General features: G+C 54.8%; 13 protein-coding genes. 9 read left to right on the top strand and 4 right to left on the bottom strand.

Annotation, left to right across the window (positions count from 1 at the left end):
- From WW58_RS03270 to purN, 4 genes are all read right to left on the bottom strand, one after another.
- The coding region (locus tag WW58_RS03270) for an autotransporter outer membrane beta-barrel domain-containing protein (protein WP_288143401.1) at window positions 1-2,393 on the bottom strand (2,393 nt) is incomplete at its 3' end.
- On the bottom strand, window positions 2,281-8,559 hold the full coding sequence (locus WW58_RS03265; RefSeq protein ID WP_288143400.1) for a beta strand repeat-containing protein: 6,279 nt from the start codon (window positions 8,557-8,559) through the stop codon (window positions 2,281-2,283). The genes WW58_RS03265 and WW58_RS03270, both read right to left, overlap by 113 nt.
- A 308-nt stretch (window positions 8,560-8,867) precedes the next feature.
- Entirely contained in the window at window positions 8,868-9,701 is an 834-nt protein-coding gene (locus tag WW58_RS03260) for an FKBP-type peptidyl-prolyl cis-trans isomerase N-terminal domain-containing protein (RefSeq protein ID WP_022197645.1), read from the bottom strand.
- Window positions 9,702-9,839: 138 nt separating this feature from the next.
- The gene (gene purN / locus WW58_RS03255; RefSeq protein WP_012420321.1) at window positions 9,840-10,427 is read right to left on the bottom strand and encodes a phosphoribosylglycinamide formyltransferase; all 588 of its coding nucleotides are present in this window, start codon (window positions 10,425-10,427) and stop codon (window positions 9,840-9,842) included.
- A gap of 81 nt (window positions 10,428-10,508) precedes the next feature.
- Between purN and WW58_RS03250 the strand changes: the two genes are divergently transcribed.
- The 9 genes from WW58_RS03250 to WW58_RS03210 form a co-directional block, all read left to right on the top strand.
- Complete coding sequence (locus WW58_RS03250) at window positions 10,509-11,618, top strand: aminopeptidase (protein WP_046435359.1); 1,110 nt, start codon at window positions 10,509-10,511, stop codon at window positions 11,616-11,618.
- A complete protein-coding gene (yaeI, locus tag WW58_RS03245) occupies window positions 11,615-12,466 on the top strand; it encodes a phosphodiesterase YaeI (protein WP_046435357.1) in 852 nt (283 codons plus the stop codon). The genes WW58_RS03250 and yaeI overlap by 4 nt, the downstream gene beginning before the upstream one ends.
- Window positions 12,467-12,484: 18 nt before the next feature.
- Window positions 12,485-14,212, top strand: coding sequence for a cation:proton antiporter (locus tag WW58_RS03240; protein ID WP_022197641.1), 1,728 nt, complete (start codon window positions 12,485-12,487; stop codon window positions 14,210-14,212).
- A gap of 6 nt (window positions 14,213-14,218) precedes the next feature.
- Window positions 14,219-14,890, top strand: a complete 672-nt coding sequence (locus tag WW58_RS03235) for a TatD family hydrolase (protein WP_046435355.1) — start codon at window positions 14,219-14,221, stop codon at window positions 14,888-14,890.
- A gap of 181 nt (window positions 14,891-15,071) precedes the next feature.
- Window positions 15,072-16,757, top strand: coding sequence for a hypothetical protein (locus WW58_RS03230; protein ID WP_046435353.1), 1,686 nt, complete (start codon window positions 15,072-15,074; stop codon window positions 16,755-16,757).
- A 20-nt stretch (window positions 16,758-16,777) separates the two neighbouring features.
- Window positions 16,778-17,824, top strand: coding sequence for a hypothetical protein (locus WW58_RS03225; RefSeq protein WP_022197638.1), 1,047 nt, complete (start codon window positions 16,778-16,780; stop codon window positions 17,822-17,824).
- A gap of 236 nt (window positions 17,825-18,060) precedes the next feature.
- Window positions 18,061-18,750: a hypothetical protein gene (locus WW58_RS03220; protein WP_233465514.1), complete on the top strand. Its 690-nt coding sequence runs from the start codon at window positions 18,061-18,063 to the stop codon at window positions 18,748-18,750.
- A gap of 153 nt (window positions 18,751-18,903) precedes the next feature.
- On the top strand, window positions 18,904-19,737 hold the full coding sequence (locus WW58_RS03215) for a hypothetical protein (protein WP_102759017.1): 834 nt from the start codon (window positions 18,904-18,906) through the stop codon (window positions 19,735-19,737).
- A gap of 153 nt (window positions 19,738-19,890) precedes the next feature.
- Window positions 19,891-20,594 (top strand): hypothetical protein (locus tag WW58_RS03210; RefSeq protein WP_288143399.1); only part of this gene is annotated, 704 nt, incomplete at its 3' end.

The following is a 20,594-nucleotide window of genomic DNA, read 5'->3' as shown; positions in this document are numbered from 1 at the left end:
CCCCACCCGCTGGTGCTTCCCTGCGTCCCGTAGCTTCCTTCCCCGTAGTTGACCGTACGGTTGAGTTTCGCGTCGTTCCACCCTCCCGTCAGGATGAGCGTGTGCGCCCAGCGTTTGTTCTGGTAGCGCCCGAAGAGGCTGGCGTAGTAGCTGTCCAGGCGTCCGTCGGCGCTGTCCGCCGCGCCGGCCGTCAGGTCGCCGTAGCCGGCCGTGAAGGCCGCTCCCACCGTGAGGCGGTCGCTGAGGTCCGCGTCCACGCCTACCGTGCCTCCCCAGGTGGTGAGCTGGTAGCCGCTTTCATCGCCACGGGTGTCGAGTTTGGCGTAGGAGCCCGTGCCTTCCATCCACATGTGGAAGCGGGGGAGGTCGTCGTTGACGTAGGCCGGGTTGACGCCCATGAGGGTGGTCCGGTTCCTGATCCAGCCCATCTGGTCGCGCAGGGCGTCCCTTTGCGCCGTCCCCAGCGCGTTGACCGTGCTCCCAGCCACTGCTGCCATGGCGCGTTTCGCTTCCGAGGGGTTGGAAGACGTCAGGGCTCCTACGGCGTCATCCACCTTCTTGAGGATGGAATCCGCAGCAAGATCGCCGGGCAGGTTCCAGAGAAGTTCTGCTCCGGCCCTGGAATTAAACGTATCCGCAAGGCGGGCATATTTATTGTCCTTGGAAGCCGTAGCCATCAAAACAAGGTTGCCGTTTTCCATCACCAGGTACGCATCATTTTCAAATTTCTTGAAAGCGGAGGAGGAGGGATCCAGCAGGATAGCCAGCCTGTCGCTTCCTCCCAAATCAATGGTGCCGTCCGCATGCATGAGCGTATAACTGCCGTCTGCGTCCAGAGTCAGTTCATTCCCGCCAGTAGAACTGAGAGTTATTTCCGCGCCCTGGCTGATGCTGATATTTCCGGTCACGCTGATGATGGGGCCAGCGTAGTCCGTGTTGAAGGTAAGGTTCGTACTGGAACCGTCTCCCAGCGTCAAACTGCTGAGGGTCAGCGCCGTATTGGCTCTCGGGTTGTCTACCGTCCCTCCCATCCGGATATTGAGAAGGCCCGTGCTGTTAACTGCCCAGCTGCTGCCGGCAGCGGTCATGACGTTTTCAAACGTCTGCCCGGCATTGCCGGAAATATTAAGCTGCCCGCGTCCCTCCAGCGTACCGCTGAAAACGGAACCGCCGCCCGAATTACCGGTATTGACGGTCAAAACGCCTCCTGCGCTCTTCAGTGTTCCCTCTCCGCCGATTCCGGAAACGGTGCTGCCGGATGTCGAACCGAGGTCGAGCGTTCCCGTGGAATCGTCATCTTTTGCCAGATCAAGAAGGACACCGCCCTGAAGGGAGGCTGTTCCGGAAATTTCCAGCGTATCACGGAGGGTCAGCGTTCCGCTGCCCTGGATGGTGCTGGAAGAAAGGCTGCTGGCGCCGTTGACGGAAAGGGAGGCCCCGCTACCGATGTTCAGGGCTGCGCCTTCGCCGCTGTCCGTCAGATCACCCATGACGGTATTCCGGTTGATGTCCAGAACGCCTCCTTCCTCTGCGCCGGCAAGTTCCACATGATTAAAGCTGTTCCCTTCACCGTTAAGAGCGAGAGAACCGCCTTCCACACGCAGGGTGTCCGACACAAAAGAACCGTTGACTGTCAGCTTGCCTGTGTTTTGCTTGACAAAGGTGACTCCGTTTTTCCCGACGATGCTTCCGCCCATGATGGAATCCGCACCGGCGTAATCATCAGGAGCAGGCAATCCCGTTTCCAGACGTTCGTTGTTGAGGATGACAACGGCGTTGCCTCCGTCCGCACTGGTGTTTTCCACTTTCAGCGTGCTTCCCGTAGCGCCCAGCAGGTTGTTGATGACCGCGCCTTCCCCGTCGGAATCGCCGGGAGCGCCGGCCAACTGAACGGTAAGCGTCTTGTCCTGGGAAATCACCACGCCGGAGTACATCCCCAGCGTGCCGTAGTTGGTGACGGTATCAGGATCGGAAGTAGAGGAATCATCCACAATATAAAGCCCGCTGACCTGCCCGCTGAGCACCAGGCTTCCGCCATCGGTGCCCGTCACGCGGATGCCGTAATTGGAAAGAATCTTGCTGAACTGGATATCGCCAAGGTTTTCGCATTCCAGCGTTCCGGTCGTCAGGGTGAGCCAGCTTTCCGCACCGGCTTCCTTATGGGTGACGAGCGTGTTCACAATGGCGTCAATGTCCAGATTGACTGTGGCGGGATTGTTAATGACAAGCCTGCCGTCTCCCTGGTCAATGATGGCCGCCCCGGCCGCATCCTGGTTGACGTTATCCGCCCCCAGGGTAAGATTCAATGTTTCCGTGGCTCCCGCCCCCACCGTAATATCTCCGGAAACGTTGACAAGCCTGCCTCCGGCAGCCAGCGTAATGCCCTTGAGCATGCCGCCGTCGGTCCCCCCCCAAGCTGACAGAAGCGGCTGAGTCCACGACGATGGCTGCCGTGGCGCCTTCCGCCCGCGTCATGGCGGAGGTCAGCGCACCATTGACGATTTTCAGTGTTCCCGCTCCATTCAGCACGGTGCCGGCCCACTGGCCGGCCTTGTCTTCCGCGCCAAGCTGGACTACGGCTCCGGCATTTGTAATGCCGAGCGCTCCCGTAGCAGTATTGGCCTTATCCAGAATCAGAGTGCCCGTACCTGCGTGCGTCAGGCTGGAGTTGCCCTGCACCAGAGCATTCAACACCAGTTCCGTATTGTTGTAATTGACGTTGTATTGTGCGGCCAGCCCGGTATCCGCGGAACCCGTGTTACCTCCCAGAATAGCGCCGTCTCCAAAAACGGAATTCCCTTCACCCGTGGCGCAAGCCCCGCCGGAACCGAAGTTCCAGGCCTGGCGATTGTTGTTGGCGGAAGTCTCATTGGTGGACAGAGTCCCCGAGAAGTCCTTGAGGGACCCCGTGAGGACATTGTTCATCCGAACGTTCGCAGCCATGGCCCACGTGCCCGAACCGGAAAGGTTTCCGGAGAAAGTGTATGTGGCGCCGGAGGAGCCGTTCTGCATCGCGCCATGGGTTGCGCCGATTTCAAAATTGGCCGCCGTCGTACCCGCGGAAAAATGGAAGCCCTTGCCGTCAATGAAAACGGTGCCGCCTCCCAGCGTATTTCCTGCCCCAAAGGCTACCCAGTTGGCATTGGTACTCATATTCACCCCGTTGCCGACCAGTTCCAGGCGGCCAGTGAAGTTGGTATTGCCCGTATTGGAGATATTGACCAGTCCCGCAGTATCCGCAGTCCCGATAGTGACGGTGCCCGCCCCATTGAGCTGGGCATGCAGGTTGACGGTTCCGCCGGAAAGAGCAAGGGAAGCGCCTTCACTGACGCGGACAATAGTAGCATTGTTCGGATTTACGCCGATAGTCGCACCGCCCGTGAAAGCAAGCGTGCCCTCTTCCACAGTGAGGTGGGCCAGGGTATTCCCTGCGTATCCAAGGGCCAGCGTGCCCGCTCCCGTTTTGGTCAGGGTTGTGCCGGCCCCCATGACATCGGCTGACAGGCCGGCCCAGGAAACGGTATCCCCGGCGCCAAGCACGGAAACATTCAGGAAACCTCCGTCTCCGACGTTGACACGGCTGGAAATGTCATAACCTGTCGCATCCTCACCGGCGGCGGAATTCGCATAGGCCAACGTCCCCCCGTTGAATATAATATCCCCTTCCGTTCCCAGCGCTCCGTCAGCGCCAATGGTAAGGGTACCGCCATTGAGTATCGTCCCTCCGGTATAGGTATTGGCCAGGTTTAAGGCAACTTCAGCCGTACCGTTCACGGTAAGCGTGGTGGGAGCTGTGGAATCCGCAATAGACCCCTCGCTGTCAGGATCGCTGCCCAACGTGTAAGCGCCGCTGTTGAAAACGACGCTCTTGGGAGTTACAATGCCGGAAACCTTGACTTCACCCGCTTCCGCGGAGGAGAAGTAAATTTCCTGATTATCCAGCGTATCCGCCCCCGTCAGCCTCGTCGTCCAGCCGTCAACACTGGTGTTGATCCACTTCCGGTCCGTTCCTCCGTTCCAGACAAAACCATTGTCCCCGCTGACGTCAACAACCTTCAGCACAAGCTGGTTGTTTTCCACCACCACGGAATATTCGAACCCTTCCCTGGTGATGTCGGGCGTCCATGTGAAGGAATCCGTCGTCAGGCTTCCATCCGCAGCCCACTGGGCCAGGACATAGTTAGATGCCTCCAATTCACCATAATTATTGATAGTCAGCGCACAGGATGAATCCGTAAGAGCCAGGGACCCGGCTGTGATATTGATGACAGGCTCATTCGCCACCACGCCCGTCATGTCAAAAGTGAGGGTAGCGCCGCTATTCAGCGTCAGAGCGGAAGCCGTCGTCATTCTGGCGCCCGCACCCATGGAAATGCTGCCCAGAGCCATGGCATTCGTATTCGTAAACGCCAGCGTTCCGGCCTGGACATTAGTCAGGCCCGTATAAGTATTCTGCCCGGAAAGAGTCAAGGTGCCTGAACCGGTTTTCGTCAGACCGCCCGCTCCGGAAAGGGCGCCTCCTAGGGTGATGCCGGTGGAAGCCAGGTCATGGTAGGACTTGGTTTCCGCATCATACTGGCGGGTATCAACCGTCACATTTCCAGTAAGGGACATATTGTAGGCGGAAGACCAGCCTTCCGCCGCCGTCGTCCCCAGCGTACCGGAGTTCATGTTCAGGGCAATCGTATTGGTATTTCCGGATGCCGTCATGCCGCCTGAACCAAGAAGCAGGGAACCTCCATTCAGATTAATGGTGGCGCCCTTGGCGCTTACTCCATCCCAGTTCTGCCCCAAATCCAGCGTCTGGGCCAGCACCATGCCGCCCGAACCAATATTCATGACGCCTTTTCCGTCACGGGCAATCCGCAGCGTGCCGGTAATGTTCATCACGGCGTCCCGGCTGATGTTGAGCGTGGTTGTTCCATTGTACTCGTAGCGGCCGATGAAGCTTCCCGCCGTCACGGAAGCGCCGGAACCCAGCGTCCAGGCGCATGCCGTGCCATTGGTTGCCAACACCCTGTATTCTCCTGTAATATCAACATTTCCATTAAGGACATTCGTTCCTACCGCGGAGATCAGCGTGCCGGCCCCGGTAATCGTATTTCCATAGGTTCCGGCGGAAAGAGTCAGCGTGGTATTGGCTCCCAGCTCATATCTGACTCCAGTCAGGGCGGCCGTTGTCGTTCCGGAGGCGTTCCCGCTCAATTTCAGCGTGCCTGAGGAATTGGCGTCCAAACGTGTTCCCAACCCGTTCCACGTACCCGTGGTCAGTTCCAGAACGGAATCTCCCTGCAACAGAACCGTGCTGGTGCCCAGCGCTCCGGCATTGCCGACAACGAGTTTGCTGCCATCGCCAAGAACGGTATCCCCGGCATAGGAATTGGCATTGTTCATGGTCAGGGAAGCTCCGTCCAGCAGGTTCAGCGTCGTATCCCCGGTAATGGAACCGTCACCCGTAAAAATGAAATCCGTACCGGAAACATTGATTCTGCCTGGAGCGACATTCCCCGCAATCGTCACATTTTTATCCACGCCATCGCCATTGGAGAAATATACGGTCTCTCCATCGGCATAAGCTGACGGTGTTCCGTCAAGGCTCCAGGAGGTATTCGAGCTTTCCGTATTCCAGGTGCCGCTCTTCCACCTCAACAAACCTTCCTTGTCGCTCAAATTGACGTAAAGAGTTCCATTGCTGACGGAAAACGTTCCGTTGTACAACTCCGCAGCAGCTCCGCCCAAAGTAAAGAAAGAACTTTCCGTCAACCCCGCTCCGGAAAGCAAGGCATAACTAATCCCTGTTTCCAGGGAAGACAAACCCAACCGCACTTCCGTGGCCTCACTGCCACTAATGGAGTTGACGGTCAGGGCTGCCGTCTCCGAATCGAGAGAATTGAAGCTCAGAGTGCCGCCGTTTAACGTCAACCCGGCGGATAAAGTAGCCGTTCCTCCGGAAATTCCCGTGGATCCCAGCGTGGAACCGGCATTCAGCACATACCCGTCCGCGGACGTAACGTTCACGGTAAGGCCGCCTCCTATCAGCAAGGCCCCCTGCCCGATAACGCTGGAATCCTTCACCGTCAAACCGCCTCCCCTCAATTCCACTGTTCCGGTAAAGCCGGGGACGGCTGCCGTTTCTCCTTCGGCAGGAACCGGGGCCTGGGCTGTTCCGTTAAGAACCAGAACCCCGTCGCCAACCTTCACGAGCTTACCGTCTCCCTTCAGCCCGTTGGAGAAAGTCACAGTACGCCCCGTGGCATGGTCATTGGCATCCAGCGTGTCAAGGATAGTCCCATTCACCGTGCCCAGAAGTTCTATATAAGAGGCCGTGAAATTCGGATTATAGCTTATACCCCAGTTGGACAAAGCCCCCAGCGTGCCTTCTCCCAGTTTGATAACGGCCGCTCCCGCCACATTGGTAACGCCTGAAGAGCCTATGTTCACCCTGGCATCCCCGGATGTTGCGCCGCCCAACAGGAAACTGCCCCGGAATGAACCGCTTCCGGAAGCCCAAAAGTCCATTCCCTGCAAATCGGCCGTCCCGGACGCGGCATTGAAAATGCCCGTGCCATCCCAGGACAGATGCATCGAGGTCTGCAATGCAGTCAAAGAACCGCCCCTCAAATTAAGTTCCCCTGAATAAGCCCAGTGAGCCAGCAGGAAACTGGCGCTTGTGCTATGGGTATCATTGCTGCCGGTGACAGTCAGAGAGGAACCCTGGTTCACATTAAGCACCCCATGCCCCAGCTCGGCAAGCCGGACCTGGCCTGCCGTAGTCACATTGCCGGAATCAAGATCAAGAGCCCCATATAAGGAATTGTCATACCCACCGCCGGCCCCGACCCACAGCTTATTGACTTCCAATTCATTATCGGCCATATGAACCCTGCCGTAATAATGGGCTACCTTGAACGATTCCGCCTGGATATTTCCCGTAAACGTCACCGTGGAACCGGTCTGGGCGCCAGATACGATATTCCCGGCGTATGTGATATTCCCTGCCACGGTCGGATTGCTGGTCCCGTTAAAGGTCAGCGTATCTCCAGTCGAGACATTCTCGCCGCCCTCCAGGTTCCAGAGATACGTGTTGCTGTCGGAAACATTCTGCGCATAGACATTCAAGCTGCCCTCCGCTATTACCGTTTGCCCCGCTCCGATGGATGTCCCCGCATCGGAACCGAACACCATGGTAGAACCCGCCATCATATGCAGGCTGGCTCCGCCAAGCATCCATGATCCCGACTGGGAAGAAGCCCTCAGTCTCAAAGCTCCATAAACGTAAAGATTCTGAAGGGCCGAACCCTCCAGCAAATTGACGCTTCCCGCAGAAGAAGCATCCGTTTTCATGTAAACCGTGAGGGAAGAATTTTCCCCACCCGTCACCAGGCTTTCAAAACCGGAAAAACGGTGATCCCCGTCACCCAACGTCAGGGACGAGCCGTTGCTTAAAACCGTTTCCTGGGCAAAAAGAGTAGCTCCTTCCCCGGGCAGGAGCGTATAATCCGTCTCAAATGTCATGGAGGAGACATTGATTCCTCCGGAAAAATTGACTGTTTTGGAGCCTTCCGCCGCCGTGAAAATGACGGCATCCCCATTCAGGAAGGAAGTATCCGTCTTGGTTCCGTCACCCTGCTTGTACCAGCCCGTTCCCGTATTGCTCCATGTTCCGTTGGAATTCCACACCAGAGTTTCTGCATCATACCCTTCCCCCTTGTACTGCACGGACATGCCGGAACCGTTGGAAACAAGCAGGAAATTACCCGCTCCCAGCTGGCCGGCGGAATCAACCCTCGTCAATGCCTCATAAGTATCATCCCCGGTTTGCTTCCAAATACGCAGGGAATCCAGGGATGCCCCCAAATCGGCCCCTGTAGACATGAAATAGCGTGTGATCAGGGCGTCGTCAACCATCTCGCGATTGGTGACCGCAAGCTCTTCCATGGCGCTGGCAACCACTACCTCCACATTCCATGTTTTGGCGTTCTTGGTAATTGTGGTGGTGTTTGACAGGTTGACCATTCCGTCAAACCCGATATGCCAGTAATGATTGCCGGAACCAGTGCCATTGTCAAAATTGAGATTCCCTCCCGGAGTCGTCATGTTCAGAATGCCGTCCACATAAATATTGGCATGGCCTTCCGCTTCCGTATTTTTGATCTGGTTGCTGAAGGATGTGGTAAGGGAGGAGCCCTTCTCCACGTACACATTGCCGCCCCATTGTCCCAGCCCCACGGATACGATGCCGTTCCCTGTAACGGAAACACCGCCTCCGTCCGAGGTATTGGGAGGCGTTCCCGTAACCGTCACATCCACGCCATTAAAAATCAAATGCGGACCCTTATTGTCCACGCGGGAGGGAGCCGCGTCTCCCTCCCAGTTGTCTGCCGTCCCTACGGCGTCGCCTTCCCCATCCCCCGTCCATGTAAAATCAGGACCGCCAAAATCGGGAATCTGCCAGAAATCCGCCGAGGTTGCGGCATGGGAATAAGAGTAAATGCCGGAGAAGGAAACCAGGGAAGCGAGAAGGGCGGAACGCAAAGACGGAGGAAGATGAAGTCTCATACTGATCAAAGATATTGTGGCCAGTAATACCCGGATTTATAATCCGTTGGCAAGCCAATTTTCGAAAAAAGCTCACATTAAACAAATAATGGGAAACAAATATCATCCGCCTGTCCAGCATATCTACCTCCATATCCAGAAGAACAAAATCATCATTCTTTCATTACAAGCAATATACATGGATTAAGGAAAGAAGCAGGATTATAAATTCCCAGTCTGCCCATTCGCTTTCCTGATGAAAGCGGTACAGATAAAAACAAAAAGGCCGCTCCCTCCCGGGAACGGCCCTGACTTGAACTATTTTTTCCTTACTGCTGCTGAGCGCCGCTCTGCTTAAGCATCTCCTGAAGCTGTTCCGGAGAAATGCTCATGGGGCCTCCCTGGGGAGCAGGAGCTTCCGAAATGCCGTCCAGTTCCAAATCAAAGATGAGCGGGGAATTGGGTTCAATCGGAGCGCCGGGAGTGTTTTCCCCGTAAGCCAGCTCGGAAGGAATGTAGACAATCCATTTGGAGCCGACGGGCATCGTGGTCAGCGCTTCGGCAAAACCGGGGATGACCTGGAGAGGAAGTTCCACAGACTTGCCCTTGGTGTCGTCAAACACGGTGCCGTCCAGCAGCGTGCCCTTGTATTTCACCTTGAACATGGGGTTCTTGAACTTCTTTTCATCAAATTTTTCTTCGCCGCCCTTGTTCACAACCTTGTACTGGAGGCCGGACTTCGTTGTGGTGACGCCTTCTTTTTTGCCGTTTTCCTCCATGAATTTCTTGCTGGCCTCCAAATTGGCCTTGGCCTTGGCGGAAATGCGTTCGTCAATTTGCTTCTGGAACGCATCCAGGGCAGGTTTCAGCTGTTCCTGGTCCTTGGCGGGCTTGCGGACCATGCCGTCCTTGATGCCCTGGAGGAAAGATTCCTGGTCCAGGTCGTCAAAGGTCAGGGTAGGAATGGAACCAAGCTGCTGACCGCTCTGGAAACCCAGAAAATAGCCCAGGTCCTTTTTCATCTGTTCGGGAGACACAGTAATTTCTTTCTCTTGTTTGGGTTGGTCGGCCGCCGGAGCTTCGGCAGCCTTTTCTTGCGCGCCTGCCACACCCGCCAGAAGAGCGGAAGCGGCAAACAGGGCGATGGAAGGGTTCATCTTCATGGTATTTTTATCCTTTCTTTGAAAAGAGGACTCCTTTTTAACGGATTCCGTTCATATCACAAGACAAGAGAATCGGTCATCCTGTCATCCTCTCCCGGCAGGAGGCCGGATTGCTTTCCGGCCAGAAGGAGAATCAGGTCATGCCAGCGTTTCCAGAACGCGGGCGATCATGGCGGGATAAAGGGTATGCTCCTGCTCCTGAATGCGGGCGTGAAGGCTTTCCGGCGTATCCCCCGGCAGCACGGGCACGCGAGCCTGGCCCAGGATGGGGCCGGTATCCATTCCGTCATCCACATAATGGACGGTGCAGCCGCTCTCCGCAGCTCCGGCGTTCACAGCCTGCTCCCAGGCATGAAGCCCCGGGAAGGCAGGAAGAAGGGAAGGGTGGATATTCAGGATGCGGGAAGGAAATTCCTTCAGCAGCGGAAGTTTCACCAGGCGCATGAATCCCGCCAGGCACACGCAGTCCACGCCGTATTGCTTCAGGCGCGCGGCAACGGATGCCTGGGATTCCTCCGGAAATCTGGTTTTAAATCCCCCGCAGTCAATAACCTCCGCCGGAATGCCCCAGGAACGGGCGCGTTCCAGAATGTAGGCGTCCGGATTGTCAGACATCACCACGGCGATTTCCGCCCGGAGAGAACCGGACTGGATGGCATCATAAATGGACTGGCAATTGGAACCGGAACCGGAACCGAGTATTCCTAACTTGGGCAATCTGGACATCCGGGGGATAAAACCACAGTTTTTTGCCCGTGGCAAGTCTCCGGCTTGACAAAAAGGCTGCCGTATTTGCCTAATAAAGACATGAGAGACCCCCGTTTTCAGGCCCTTGCAGCCCAGCTTGCAGGGTATTCCACAGCCCTGCGCCCCGGAGACAGGGTTCTGCTGGAACTGACGGATATTCCGGAGGAAATGGGAATAGCCCTCATCCGGGAGGCGAGGAATGCGGGAGCAATGCCCTTTCTGCGCCTGAACCAATCCCTCCTGAACCGGGAAATGCTCTCAGGAGCAACGGAAGAACAATACGGCATCATCGGCCGCCACCGCCTGGCGGAAATGGAGGACATGGACACCTACATTGAGATACGCGGCGGGGGGAACGCCTTTGAACTGTCCTCCGTTCCACAGGAAAATATGGCCGCCGCCATGAAAGCCCTGAACCCCGTCTCCCAGCGGCGCATCCGCCATACGCGCTGGTGCGGGCTGCGCTGGCCGTCCGGGGGAATGGCCCAGCAGGCATCCATGAGCACGGAAGAGTTTGAGGATTTCTATTTCCGCACCTGCCTGATGGATTACGCCGCCCTGCGTCCCGCCATGCGGAAGCTGGCCGCCATGATGGAAAAGGCTGAATATGTGAAAATTACCGGACCGGGAACGGACATTTCCTTTTCCATCAAGGGGCTGCCTGCCATCCCGTGCGCGGGGGAATGCAATCTGCCCGACGGAGAAGTGTTCACCGCCCCCGTCATCGACAGCGCCAACGGCCACATTTCCTTCAATACGCCCAGCCTGTTCCAGGGCATCCCCTTTGACAACATCCGCCTGACGCTGAAAAACGGACTGGTCGTGCATGCGGAAGCGGGAGATAAAACAGGGGAGCTCAACGCCATTCTTGACACAGACCCCGGCGCGCGGAGGCTGGGGGAATTCGCCTTCGGCGTCAATCCGGCCATCACACGCCCCATGCGCAACATCCTGTTTGACGAAAAAATTTCCGGCTCTTTCCACTTGACGCCGGGGCAGGCCTACCACGTGGCGGACAACGGCAACCAGTCCCGCATCCACTGGGACATGGTATGCATCCAGACGGAAGCGGCCGGGGGCGGAGATATTTACCTGGACGGTAAGCTGGTGCGCCGCAACGGATTATTCCCCCTGCCGGAACTGGCCATTCTCAACCCCTCCCTATCATGACCACCCACCCTTTCTCCAAAAAGCGTTCCCAGCTCCGCAAGCTCCTGTATGCGGCCGCGGCTGTCATTCTGCTGGGGTCCCTGCTGGCCTCCTATATGCACTGGGAAGCCAATCATCTGGAATTTAATGAAAACACGGCCCCTGCCGGATGTGTACCCGGCCTTTCCGGCCTTCGTATCCTGGTATTGTCGGATATCCACACCAATCTGCCCCTGCTGGAAAAAGCGGCAACAATGGCGGAACAGGCCAGACCGGACATGATCGTGTTTCTGGGAGATCTGTACACGGATTTTCTGCGGGTCACTAATGCAGGCGACTACATCGCCCAGATGAAACGCCTCTCCTCCGTCGCCCCGGCCTACGCATGTCTGGGCAACCATGACATGGCCCTTGCGGACAATGTGGAACGCGTCCTGAAGGAAGGGGGCTTCACGCTGCTCAGGAATTCCGCCGCCTTCGTCTCCATCCCCAGGCTGGGAAACGTGGAATTCAAACTGGTGGGGCTGGGAGACCTGCGGGAGGGGGACTTTTTCCCGGACCGGTGCATGAGCCCGCGCGAATTGGAGGAAAACTCGCCCATGCCGACCATCGTCCTGAGCCACAACCCCAAAGGAAGGGAATTGCTGGGAAATTACCGCTGGGACCTGATGCTCTCCGGCCATACGCATGGAGGCCAAATCAAACTGCCTTTCTTTTCCACCCCGCTATTGGCGTCGGAAGGGGAAACCATGCACTCCGGGTTCCATCCTTATGAGGACAAGCAGGTATTCGTCACCCGCGGCATAGGCTATATAGGGCCGGGCCGCTTCAACTGCCCGCCGGAAATCAACCTCATTACCATTCCCTAACTTCCCGACCTGACCGCCATGGTTCTCTCTCTGCTGGCCTCCGGAGGCCCTAATGACGCGCCTCCATTCTTCATTCTGCTTACTGTCGTCTTCATGGGCATCATCGCGATTGCCCTCATTCTGGCCCACTTCCGGCAGTCCCTGCTGGCGGGCTACTTCATCTGCGGGGTAATTCTGGCCAACTGCGGCATTCTGGACCACATCCCCAATTCCGACGTCAGCATCCAGGCTCTTTCCGAGGTAGGAATTATCCTGCTCATGTTCACGCTGGGGCTTGAATTTTCCGTCGATGAACTCAAGCACCTGCGGAAAACCGCTCTGGTCGGCGGAGGCATTCAGATGTTCATCTGTACCGCAGCTTTCGGCCTGGGGCTTCATTACGCCACAGGCATGGACATGAGCCACTCCCTGACGGTCGGGGCCATTATGGGACTATCCTCCACGGCGGTGGCGCTGAAATCCTTCCAGGAATTCGGCCTGAGCGGAACCTCCGGGGCAAAAATGGCGGTGGGAATTGCCCTGTTCCAGGACATCGCCGCCATCATGCTGGTGGCAATCATGCCGCAGATCTTCACCGCCACGCCCGACTCATGGGAAACAGCGCTCAACATCGGCATGGCCGTACTGCGGGGGCTTGTCTTTCTGGGAGCCGCCTGGCTGATCGGCCGCTACCTGCTTCCGCGCATCATGCTGGCCGTCGCCCGGACCAAAAGCCGGGAACTCTTCACCCTGATGGTGTTCGCCATCTGCTCGGGAATTGCCATGCTCGCCAGTCTGCTGGGCCTGAGCATCGCCCTGGGCGCTTTCACCGCCGGCCTCTTCGTCAGCAGCTCCTACTACAGCCACCGGGTTCTTAGCGAAGTGCTCCCCTTCAAGGACCTTTTCCTGACCATCTTCTTCGTTTCCGCCGGGCTGTTGATTGACATTGATGGACTATGGGAACACATCGGCCAGGTGGCGACCTTCGCCTCCTTTGTCCTCGCGATCAAATTCGTAGCCTGCCTTACAGCCGCAAGCTTCCTGAAAATTCCCGGGCGCATGGGCATCATGGCCTCCACCGCACTCACCAATGTGGGGGAATTTTCCCTGGTGCTCATCCCTTTCATGCAGGAAATATCCCCCATCCCGGCGCTGGTGACCACCAACGTTTACGCCATTGCCGCCGTCTCCATGGGTATGACTCCGCTGCTGATGAAGGCGGCACGGAAACTCACCCCGCTGCTGGTGCGCATTCCCGGGTTGAAAACAAAACGGGAACGCCTCAACGTGGAAACCCTGATCACACGCATGGAAGGCATCAGGGACCATGCCATCATTTGCGGCTACGGCCCCGTAGGCAGGAGGCTTCATGAAAGCCTGTCCCAGTACGGCATCCCCTGCATCATTATCGACCTGAATGCGGACACCGTCAAATCCCTGCTCAACGGCGGCCATCTGGCCTTTCTGGGAGACATCCAGCACCAAATCACCATGGACCTGGCGGGCGTCCGTACCGCGCGGCTGATTGCCTTTACATTCCCGGACCCTTCCCCGGCCCTGTCCACCTACATGCAGATCAAGGGCGCCAATGCGGACATCACGGTGATTGCCCGCGCCAAATTCCGTTCGGAAGTGGCTTCCCTGCATCACGCGGGCATCGCCAACGTCATCCATGATGAAATGGAAACGGGCGCCGCCGCCGTGCGCCTGGCAAAGCAGAGTTTTGATATTATTGAACCGTCGGACGCGCCATCTCTGTCCCATTAAGCAACGATGAATCTGCCGGACGCCCACACCCATTCCTCTACAGCCGCTTCCGGCACGGCGCCGCGGTTCATCTGCGGCACCTCCCCGGCGGACTGGAAACAGGTGGCCCTTCTGGCGGAACGGGATGAACATGTTACCCCCTTTTTCGGCATTCATCCCTGGTTCCTGAACCCGGCTGAATGGAAAGAGGAAATGCCCAGGCTGGAATCCCTTCTGCAAAAAATCCCCCATGCGGGCGTTGGGGAAACGGGGCTGGACAAATGCCGGCGCGGCATCCCGGGGCTGCCTCTCCAGAAGGAAGCGCTGGAACGGCATCTGGAACTGGCCGTGCGTCTGGACCGCCCCGCTTCCCTGCACTGCTGCCGCGCATGGGGCACGCTGGCGGAAATGCTGAAAAAATATCCCCGTTTGAACATTGTCCTGCACGGCTGGACGGGGACATTGCATCCCGGCACGGAATTTCCTTCGGGAAACTGGCTTCTTTCCGTAGGGCTGCGGGAAATGGAACGTCCGGGACTCCTTGCCTCCATACCGCTCCATCGGCTGGCGCTGGAATCGGACGGGCATCCGGAAACCCTTCCGGAACTTTACCGACGCGCGGCGCAGGAACTGGGCATGACCGTCAACAACCTGGTTGACCTGGTCCAAAGCAATATGGAAAACCTGATCCGCCCTTGACGCCTCCATTCAACGGGCGGACATGGTTTCGCGGCGCCTTTTCATTCACTGGGTTTCTATTTCCATTGACTCTTCGTTCAATCATTTTCCCAGAAAACAAAAACATTTCCGTTGACAATTCATCATCTTTTTGCCATATGATGGATTATATTAGGTATGGATACAATTCCGCCCATCTCCCATGAATCATCTCTTCCGAATCCTCCTTTTAGGAGCGCTCCCCCTGGCAGCCTTTCCCGTTATCCAGGCGTCAGCGCAGGAACCGGATATCCAGACACTACTTTCAGCCGAACGTTCCTCGTTCATCTCCGGAAAAGCCCGGGATATTCTGTGCAGGAAACTGGGAACCGCAAACCTTGACACGGATAAAATCCGGGCCATGGCGCACGCCCCGCAAGTCGCCCTGTTATGCCACCTGTACCAATTTTTCAGCACCGCGGAAAACGGAGAACCGTTCACGCAGCATGAACTCAAGGACGAGTCATTCAGGAAATGGCTCTCCACCCACCCGGAAGTCTTCAGAATGCTTGCCCTATCCGGGGCAGCCGGCAAACAAACCCTATCCATATTTTACCGCATCTGGAACGCGAACAATAAAACGCTCCGCCCCGTTGAAACCAGCATGGCTCTGGGGGCAGGGCTTGCCTCAAATGTCATCCCTCCTGAAGAATGCCTGTCCAAATTCAATTTTTACCGGGAATCCTACTTCCAATCCGCATGCCATCCCCAGGCGGACACGATGCAGCCGTGGGAATGGGCCATCGTTTTCCGTGGCAGAGAGAGCCTGGAAGACCTGTCCTGGGCCCAGCAGTTCATAGAGAAAAAACAGATCCCTCCCGAACAGGCTGGAAATAAATTCATGGGGTTCATCCCCTATCGCAGGAAAAACCTTCAGGGAGTCAGCGTTCATGCCGGAGCCGCTTTTTACGACCACAAACCGGTCACATTAAAGCTTTATACGGAATACGGAGGCGTGTGCGGAGCCGTCTCCAAAGGAGCGGCAGGCTTTCTGAGAGCCAAAGGCGTCCCCGCGTGGGCCATCGGACAGCCGGGACACTGCGCCTTTATCTGGAAACACCCCGGCGGACACTGGAAAATCGGCAACAACATCAGCGGATGGAACTGGTCAACGGGAAAAAGCCAGATACCCTGGAACGGCCCCGTCCAGCTCATCCCGGCTTACAATGCCTTCATTCATCACGGTCTGGCGGAAGAATCCTTCCTGATGACGGTTTTATCTGACTGCTCTCCGCGTCCCGTCCAACGGGAATTGCTGCTGAAAGAAGCCTGCAAGATGAACCCATTTAATTATCCGGCATGGAGTCGTTACCTGAGCATGAAGGCCAAAGGAATCAATGACCGGCAAAAACTCACCCTGCTTAAAGAACTGGCGCAGGCCATGCCCCATGAACACAACCTCCTCCATCATGCAGCGGTAAACATACTCAAAATACGGGAAAGCAAGGTCAATCCCTATGAACTGTACGCCTGTTTCCTGGACCCTGACTGTTCTCCCGCGGCGGAGGAACTTTTCACGAGGCTGTGCTGGAACAAACTCGTGGCGGATTGCCCTGAAATCGGCAAGATAATCAAATACAGGGAGGGATTCATCGGGAAGCATCTTTCCGTCTGGGCCAGGAAAGGGAACAATGCCTCATGGACGCCTAAAATGAAAAGATACTCCGCCGGCATGATGGAAGGCGCCATCACGGCATTGGAAAAAAGAGAACAGACCCGCACATACTATGTGGCAACCTACCGCCGTCTGCTGGAAATATGGAATGACAAAAAATTAAAGCATCAAGGGGAAATATTGATCAACAAAATCAGCGGCAATAAAGTCTCGCCCCTGCGGCAGAACCGGTAACCAGCACAGAGAATTTTAACATGAACGCGAACGCCATCATCCGGGCATCCGCCCCATTCTTCCAAAAATACGTCTTATCCCCGGGAATGCCGGCAAAACGCCATCTCGCCATGATGCTGCTGGGCCTCTGCTTCACAGCGCCTTTACTGGCAAATGAGGTATTGCGCATCGAATCGCAGGCAGCAGAGTACTCTGCCCAAATTTATATTCAAGAAGAAGAAAAAGGCTCCGTACCTGAAAAAGAGAAAGAGAACGATCAAAAAAGAAAGAAATTGGGCATAGGTGAAACAGTTTTTCTAATATTGGTTTCAGACAAGCCCCAGCTCATTGGAGACCCATCCCAGATCGAATGGACAATTGAAGAAGGAGAAAATCTGGCTTCTTTTCAAAATAAAAGTAACTCTGTCATTCAAACATTGATTATTAGAAACGATCTCTCCCAAGGAGGCGACATTACCGTTAAAGCAGTCACGGAAGAAGGAAGAGAAGCGAAAATCACGTTATCAGCCATTGTTCCCGAAGGGATCAGCGCAAAACATTTACGGAAATCATATGACAGAAATCATCCGGATTTTAATAAAAGAGGAGTCATTTATTTTGATCTGCCAAAGGATGGTGATCAAGAAATGGCAGGGGCATCAGCTGTCCTGGAATTAACGTTCCTCCCTACAAGCGTGAATTTTCGAAATGTCCATATTATTGAACGGGATAAGGGCTGCGTTCCCGCCCCGGCTGAAGGCAGCCTGGCAGCCCCACATGATCCCAATCCTGCACCAGTACGCCTTGACAACAAAAACAGGCTATCTGACAATATTGGAAGCAAAAAACTCATTTCGGAATTAAGATTTTACGACTTGCCGCAAACTTATAAATGGATTTGCGACTGGAACATCAATGTCGACGGGAAAGATGTAAAAACCATCCAGACTGTTGAACAGCATTTTTTTTACGACTGGATTGACGTCGTCAACGAAATAGCTACGACGACGGTTTCCAAATTCAACTGTTCCGTCAGCAGGTCCACAGAAAAAAATAATAAGCACTTATTTATCAACCAGTCAAAATAAATAAACCTAAAAAAATGATGAAATATTTTATTTACGCGATTGCCGTCATACATCTTGGCTGTTCAACTTCCCTGGGGGAAGAAACCGGATTTGATCGCCAACTCCCGGCTCCTGATTCCATCCATATTCGCGGGCAAATGGGAGAAAAATCAAAAAAATTAAAAGAATTTTTAAAATCAGGAAATTTTAAACAATTCTATGGATGCTCAAACACAGTTCTGTCAGAATTGAACGCCATGCGGCGCCATGGAACGATGACGCGGGAAGAGGCCTGCGACATGCTCTGGAGCCTTTATCTGATCAGCGGGGCCCCCATGTATGAAGCTCCGGATTACGACAGCGTTCAGCCATGGCTTTATAAAGACGAGCGGGACAACGACATTGCCGCCAAATCAGGAGTCATTTCCGCGCTCTCCATCATGGATACGAAACAGATGTCGCGCAACCTGGGCATCCACGAACAACGGCTGAAACATCTCCATGCCGCTTACGCCGCCGCCATCATTAAAAGGCTGAAATCTCTGCACCTCCCTGATTTCGGAAAAAAAGAGACAGCGCTGAAAGATGAAATAATACGTTCCCATCCTGCCAATCCGGACGGGAATGTCATCGGCTCTGACATTAAAGATTACGAATGGACTCACCGATGGAACAATCTGGTCACATTTTCGTCAAGAAACAGCATGTATCATAGCTATGTTTCCGGATTTATGGAAAAAATATTTGTGCCCATGCTGGTGAAGTACTTCCCCGACCAGGCCGGGGAAGTCGTCAAATACATCAGGAAGGCGGGATACGGAGACGGCGAAGTTCTCGACCTCATCGACCGAACGGCTGGATACAACTCCAACACCGCCTACCTCTACCAGGGGAAAAGCGGAGAGGAACACAGGAAAAAGCTTCAGCGGAAACAGAGCGGAGAGTGACGCCGGATGTTCATTCATTGCGCCATCCGCCCCCTCCCAACCAGGAAAAACAACCCGGACAAGACGGTGAACCACGTTCTCCATATAATCATCTTCATCTGCCTCGGATGGAGCCTTTCCTCCGCGGAGGGACATTCATTCGATCATGAACTCATGCCGCCCGATTCCATCCATATCCGGAGAAGTACAGAAGGGCATGCTCCGCTCCTGAAAAGCCTGCTGGAACAAAATGATCTGAAAGCATTTTATCAGCACGCCAAAACGGTTCTGACCGCAATCAACAAACTGCAGCATGACGGCGTGATGACACGGGAAGAAGCCTGCGACATGATTTGGAGCCTTTATCTGATAGGCGGGGCCCCCATGTATGAAGCTCCGGATTACACCAGTGATCAACCATGGCCTTATAAAAACGAGAAAAATAATGATATTTACAGCAAAGCAAGGATCAGCACAGCAATTTCCCTTATGGATATAAATCAACTGTCAACAACATTAAAGATCAGTAAAAGAAAATTGATACATTTTAATATATCCCTTCTTTCAGGCATTATTAAAAAAATAAAAAAAATGCATATCAAGGATTTTCACAAGAATGAGGAATCACTATATCATGAAATCTTTTCTCCCATAAAACATCAATCTGAAATGGACGCTTCAGCCAAGGATATTGGAAATGACATCAAAGATTACGAATGGACTCACAAATGGAATAACCTGGTTACATTTTCATCAAGGAATCAGATGCTTGACACTTATGTTATCAGAATTATGGAGAAAAGATTCATCTCCATGCTGGTGAAGTACTTCCCCGACCAGGCCGGGGAAGTCGTCAAATACATCAGGAAGGCGGGATACGGAGACGGCGAGGTTCTCGACCTCATCGACCGAACGGCTGGATACAACTCCAACACCGCCTACCTCTACCAGGGGAAAAGCGGGGAGGAACACAGGAAAAAGCTTCAGCGGAAACAGAGCGGAGAGTGACGCCGGATGTTCATTCATTGCGCCATCCGCCTCCTCCCAACCAGGAAAAACAACCCGGACAAGACGGTGAACCACGTTCTCCATATAATCATCTTCATCTGCCTCGGATGGAGCCTTTCCCCCGCGGGGGGACATTCATTCGATCATGAACTCATGCCGCCCGATTCCATCCATATCCGGAGAAGTGCAGAAGGGCATGCTCCGCTCCTGAAAAGCCTGCTGGAACAAAATGATCTGAAAGCATTTTATCAGCACGCCAAAACGGTTCTGTCAGAACTGAACGCCATGCGGCGCCATGGAACGATGACGCGGGAAGAGGCCTGCGACATGATTTGGAGCCTTTATCTGATCAGCGGAGCCCCCATGTATGAAGCTCCGGATTACGACAGCACTCAGCCATGGCCTTATAAAGACGAGCGGGACAACGACATTGCCGCCAAATCAAGAGTCATTTCCGCGCTCTCCATCATGGATACGAAACAGATGTCGCGCAACCTGGGCATCCACGAACAACGGCTGAAACATCTCCATGCCGCTTACGCCGCCGCCATCATTAAAAGGCTGAAATCTCTGCACCTCCCTGATTTCGGAAAAAAAGAGACAGCGCTGAAAGATGAAATAATACGTTCCCATCCTGCCAATCCGGACGGGAATGTCATCGGCTCTGACATTAAAGATTACGAATGGACTCACCGATGGAACAATCTGGTCACATTTTCGTCAAGAAACAGCATGTATCATAGCTATGTCTCTAAAATCATGGAGAAAAGATTCATCCCCATGCTGGTGAAGTACTTCCCCGACCAGGCCGGGAAAGTCGTCAAATACATCAGGAAGGCGGGATACGGAGACGGCGA

Source organism: Akkermansia sp. UNK.MGS-1, from assembly GCF_000980515.1.
GTDB classification, from domain to species: Bacteria; Verrucomicrobiota; Verrucomicrobiia; order Verrucomicrobiales; family Akkermansiaceae; genus Akkermansia; species Akkermansia muciniphila.
This window is presented reverse-complemented; position numbering and strand designations above follow the sequence as displayed.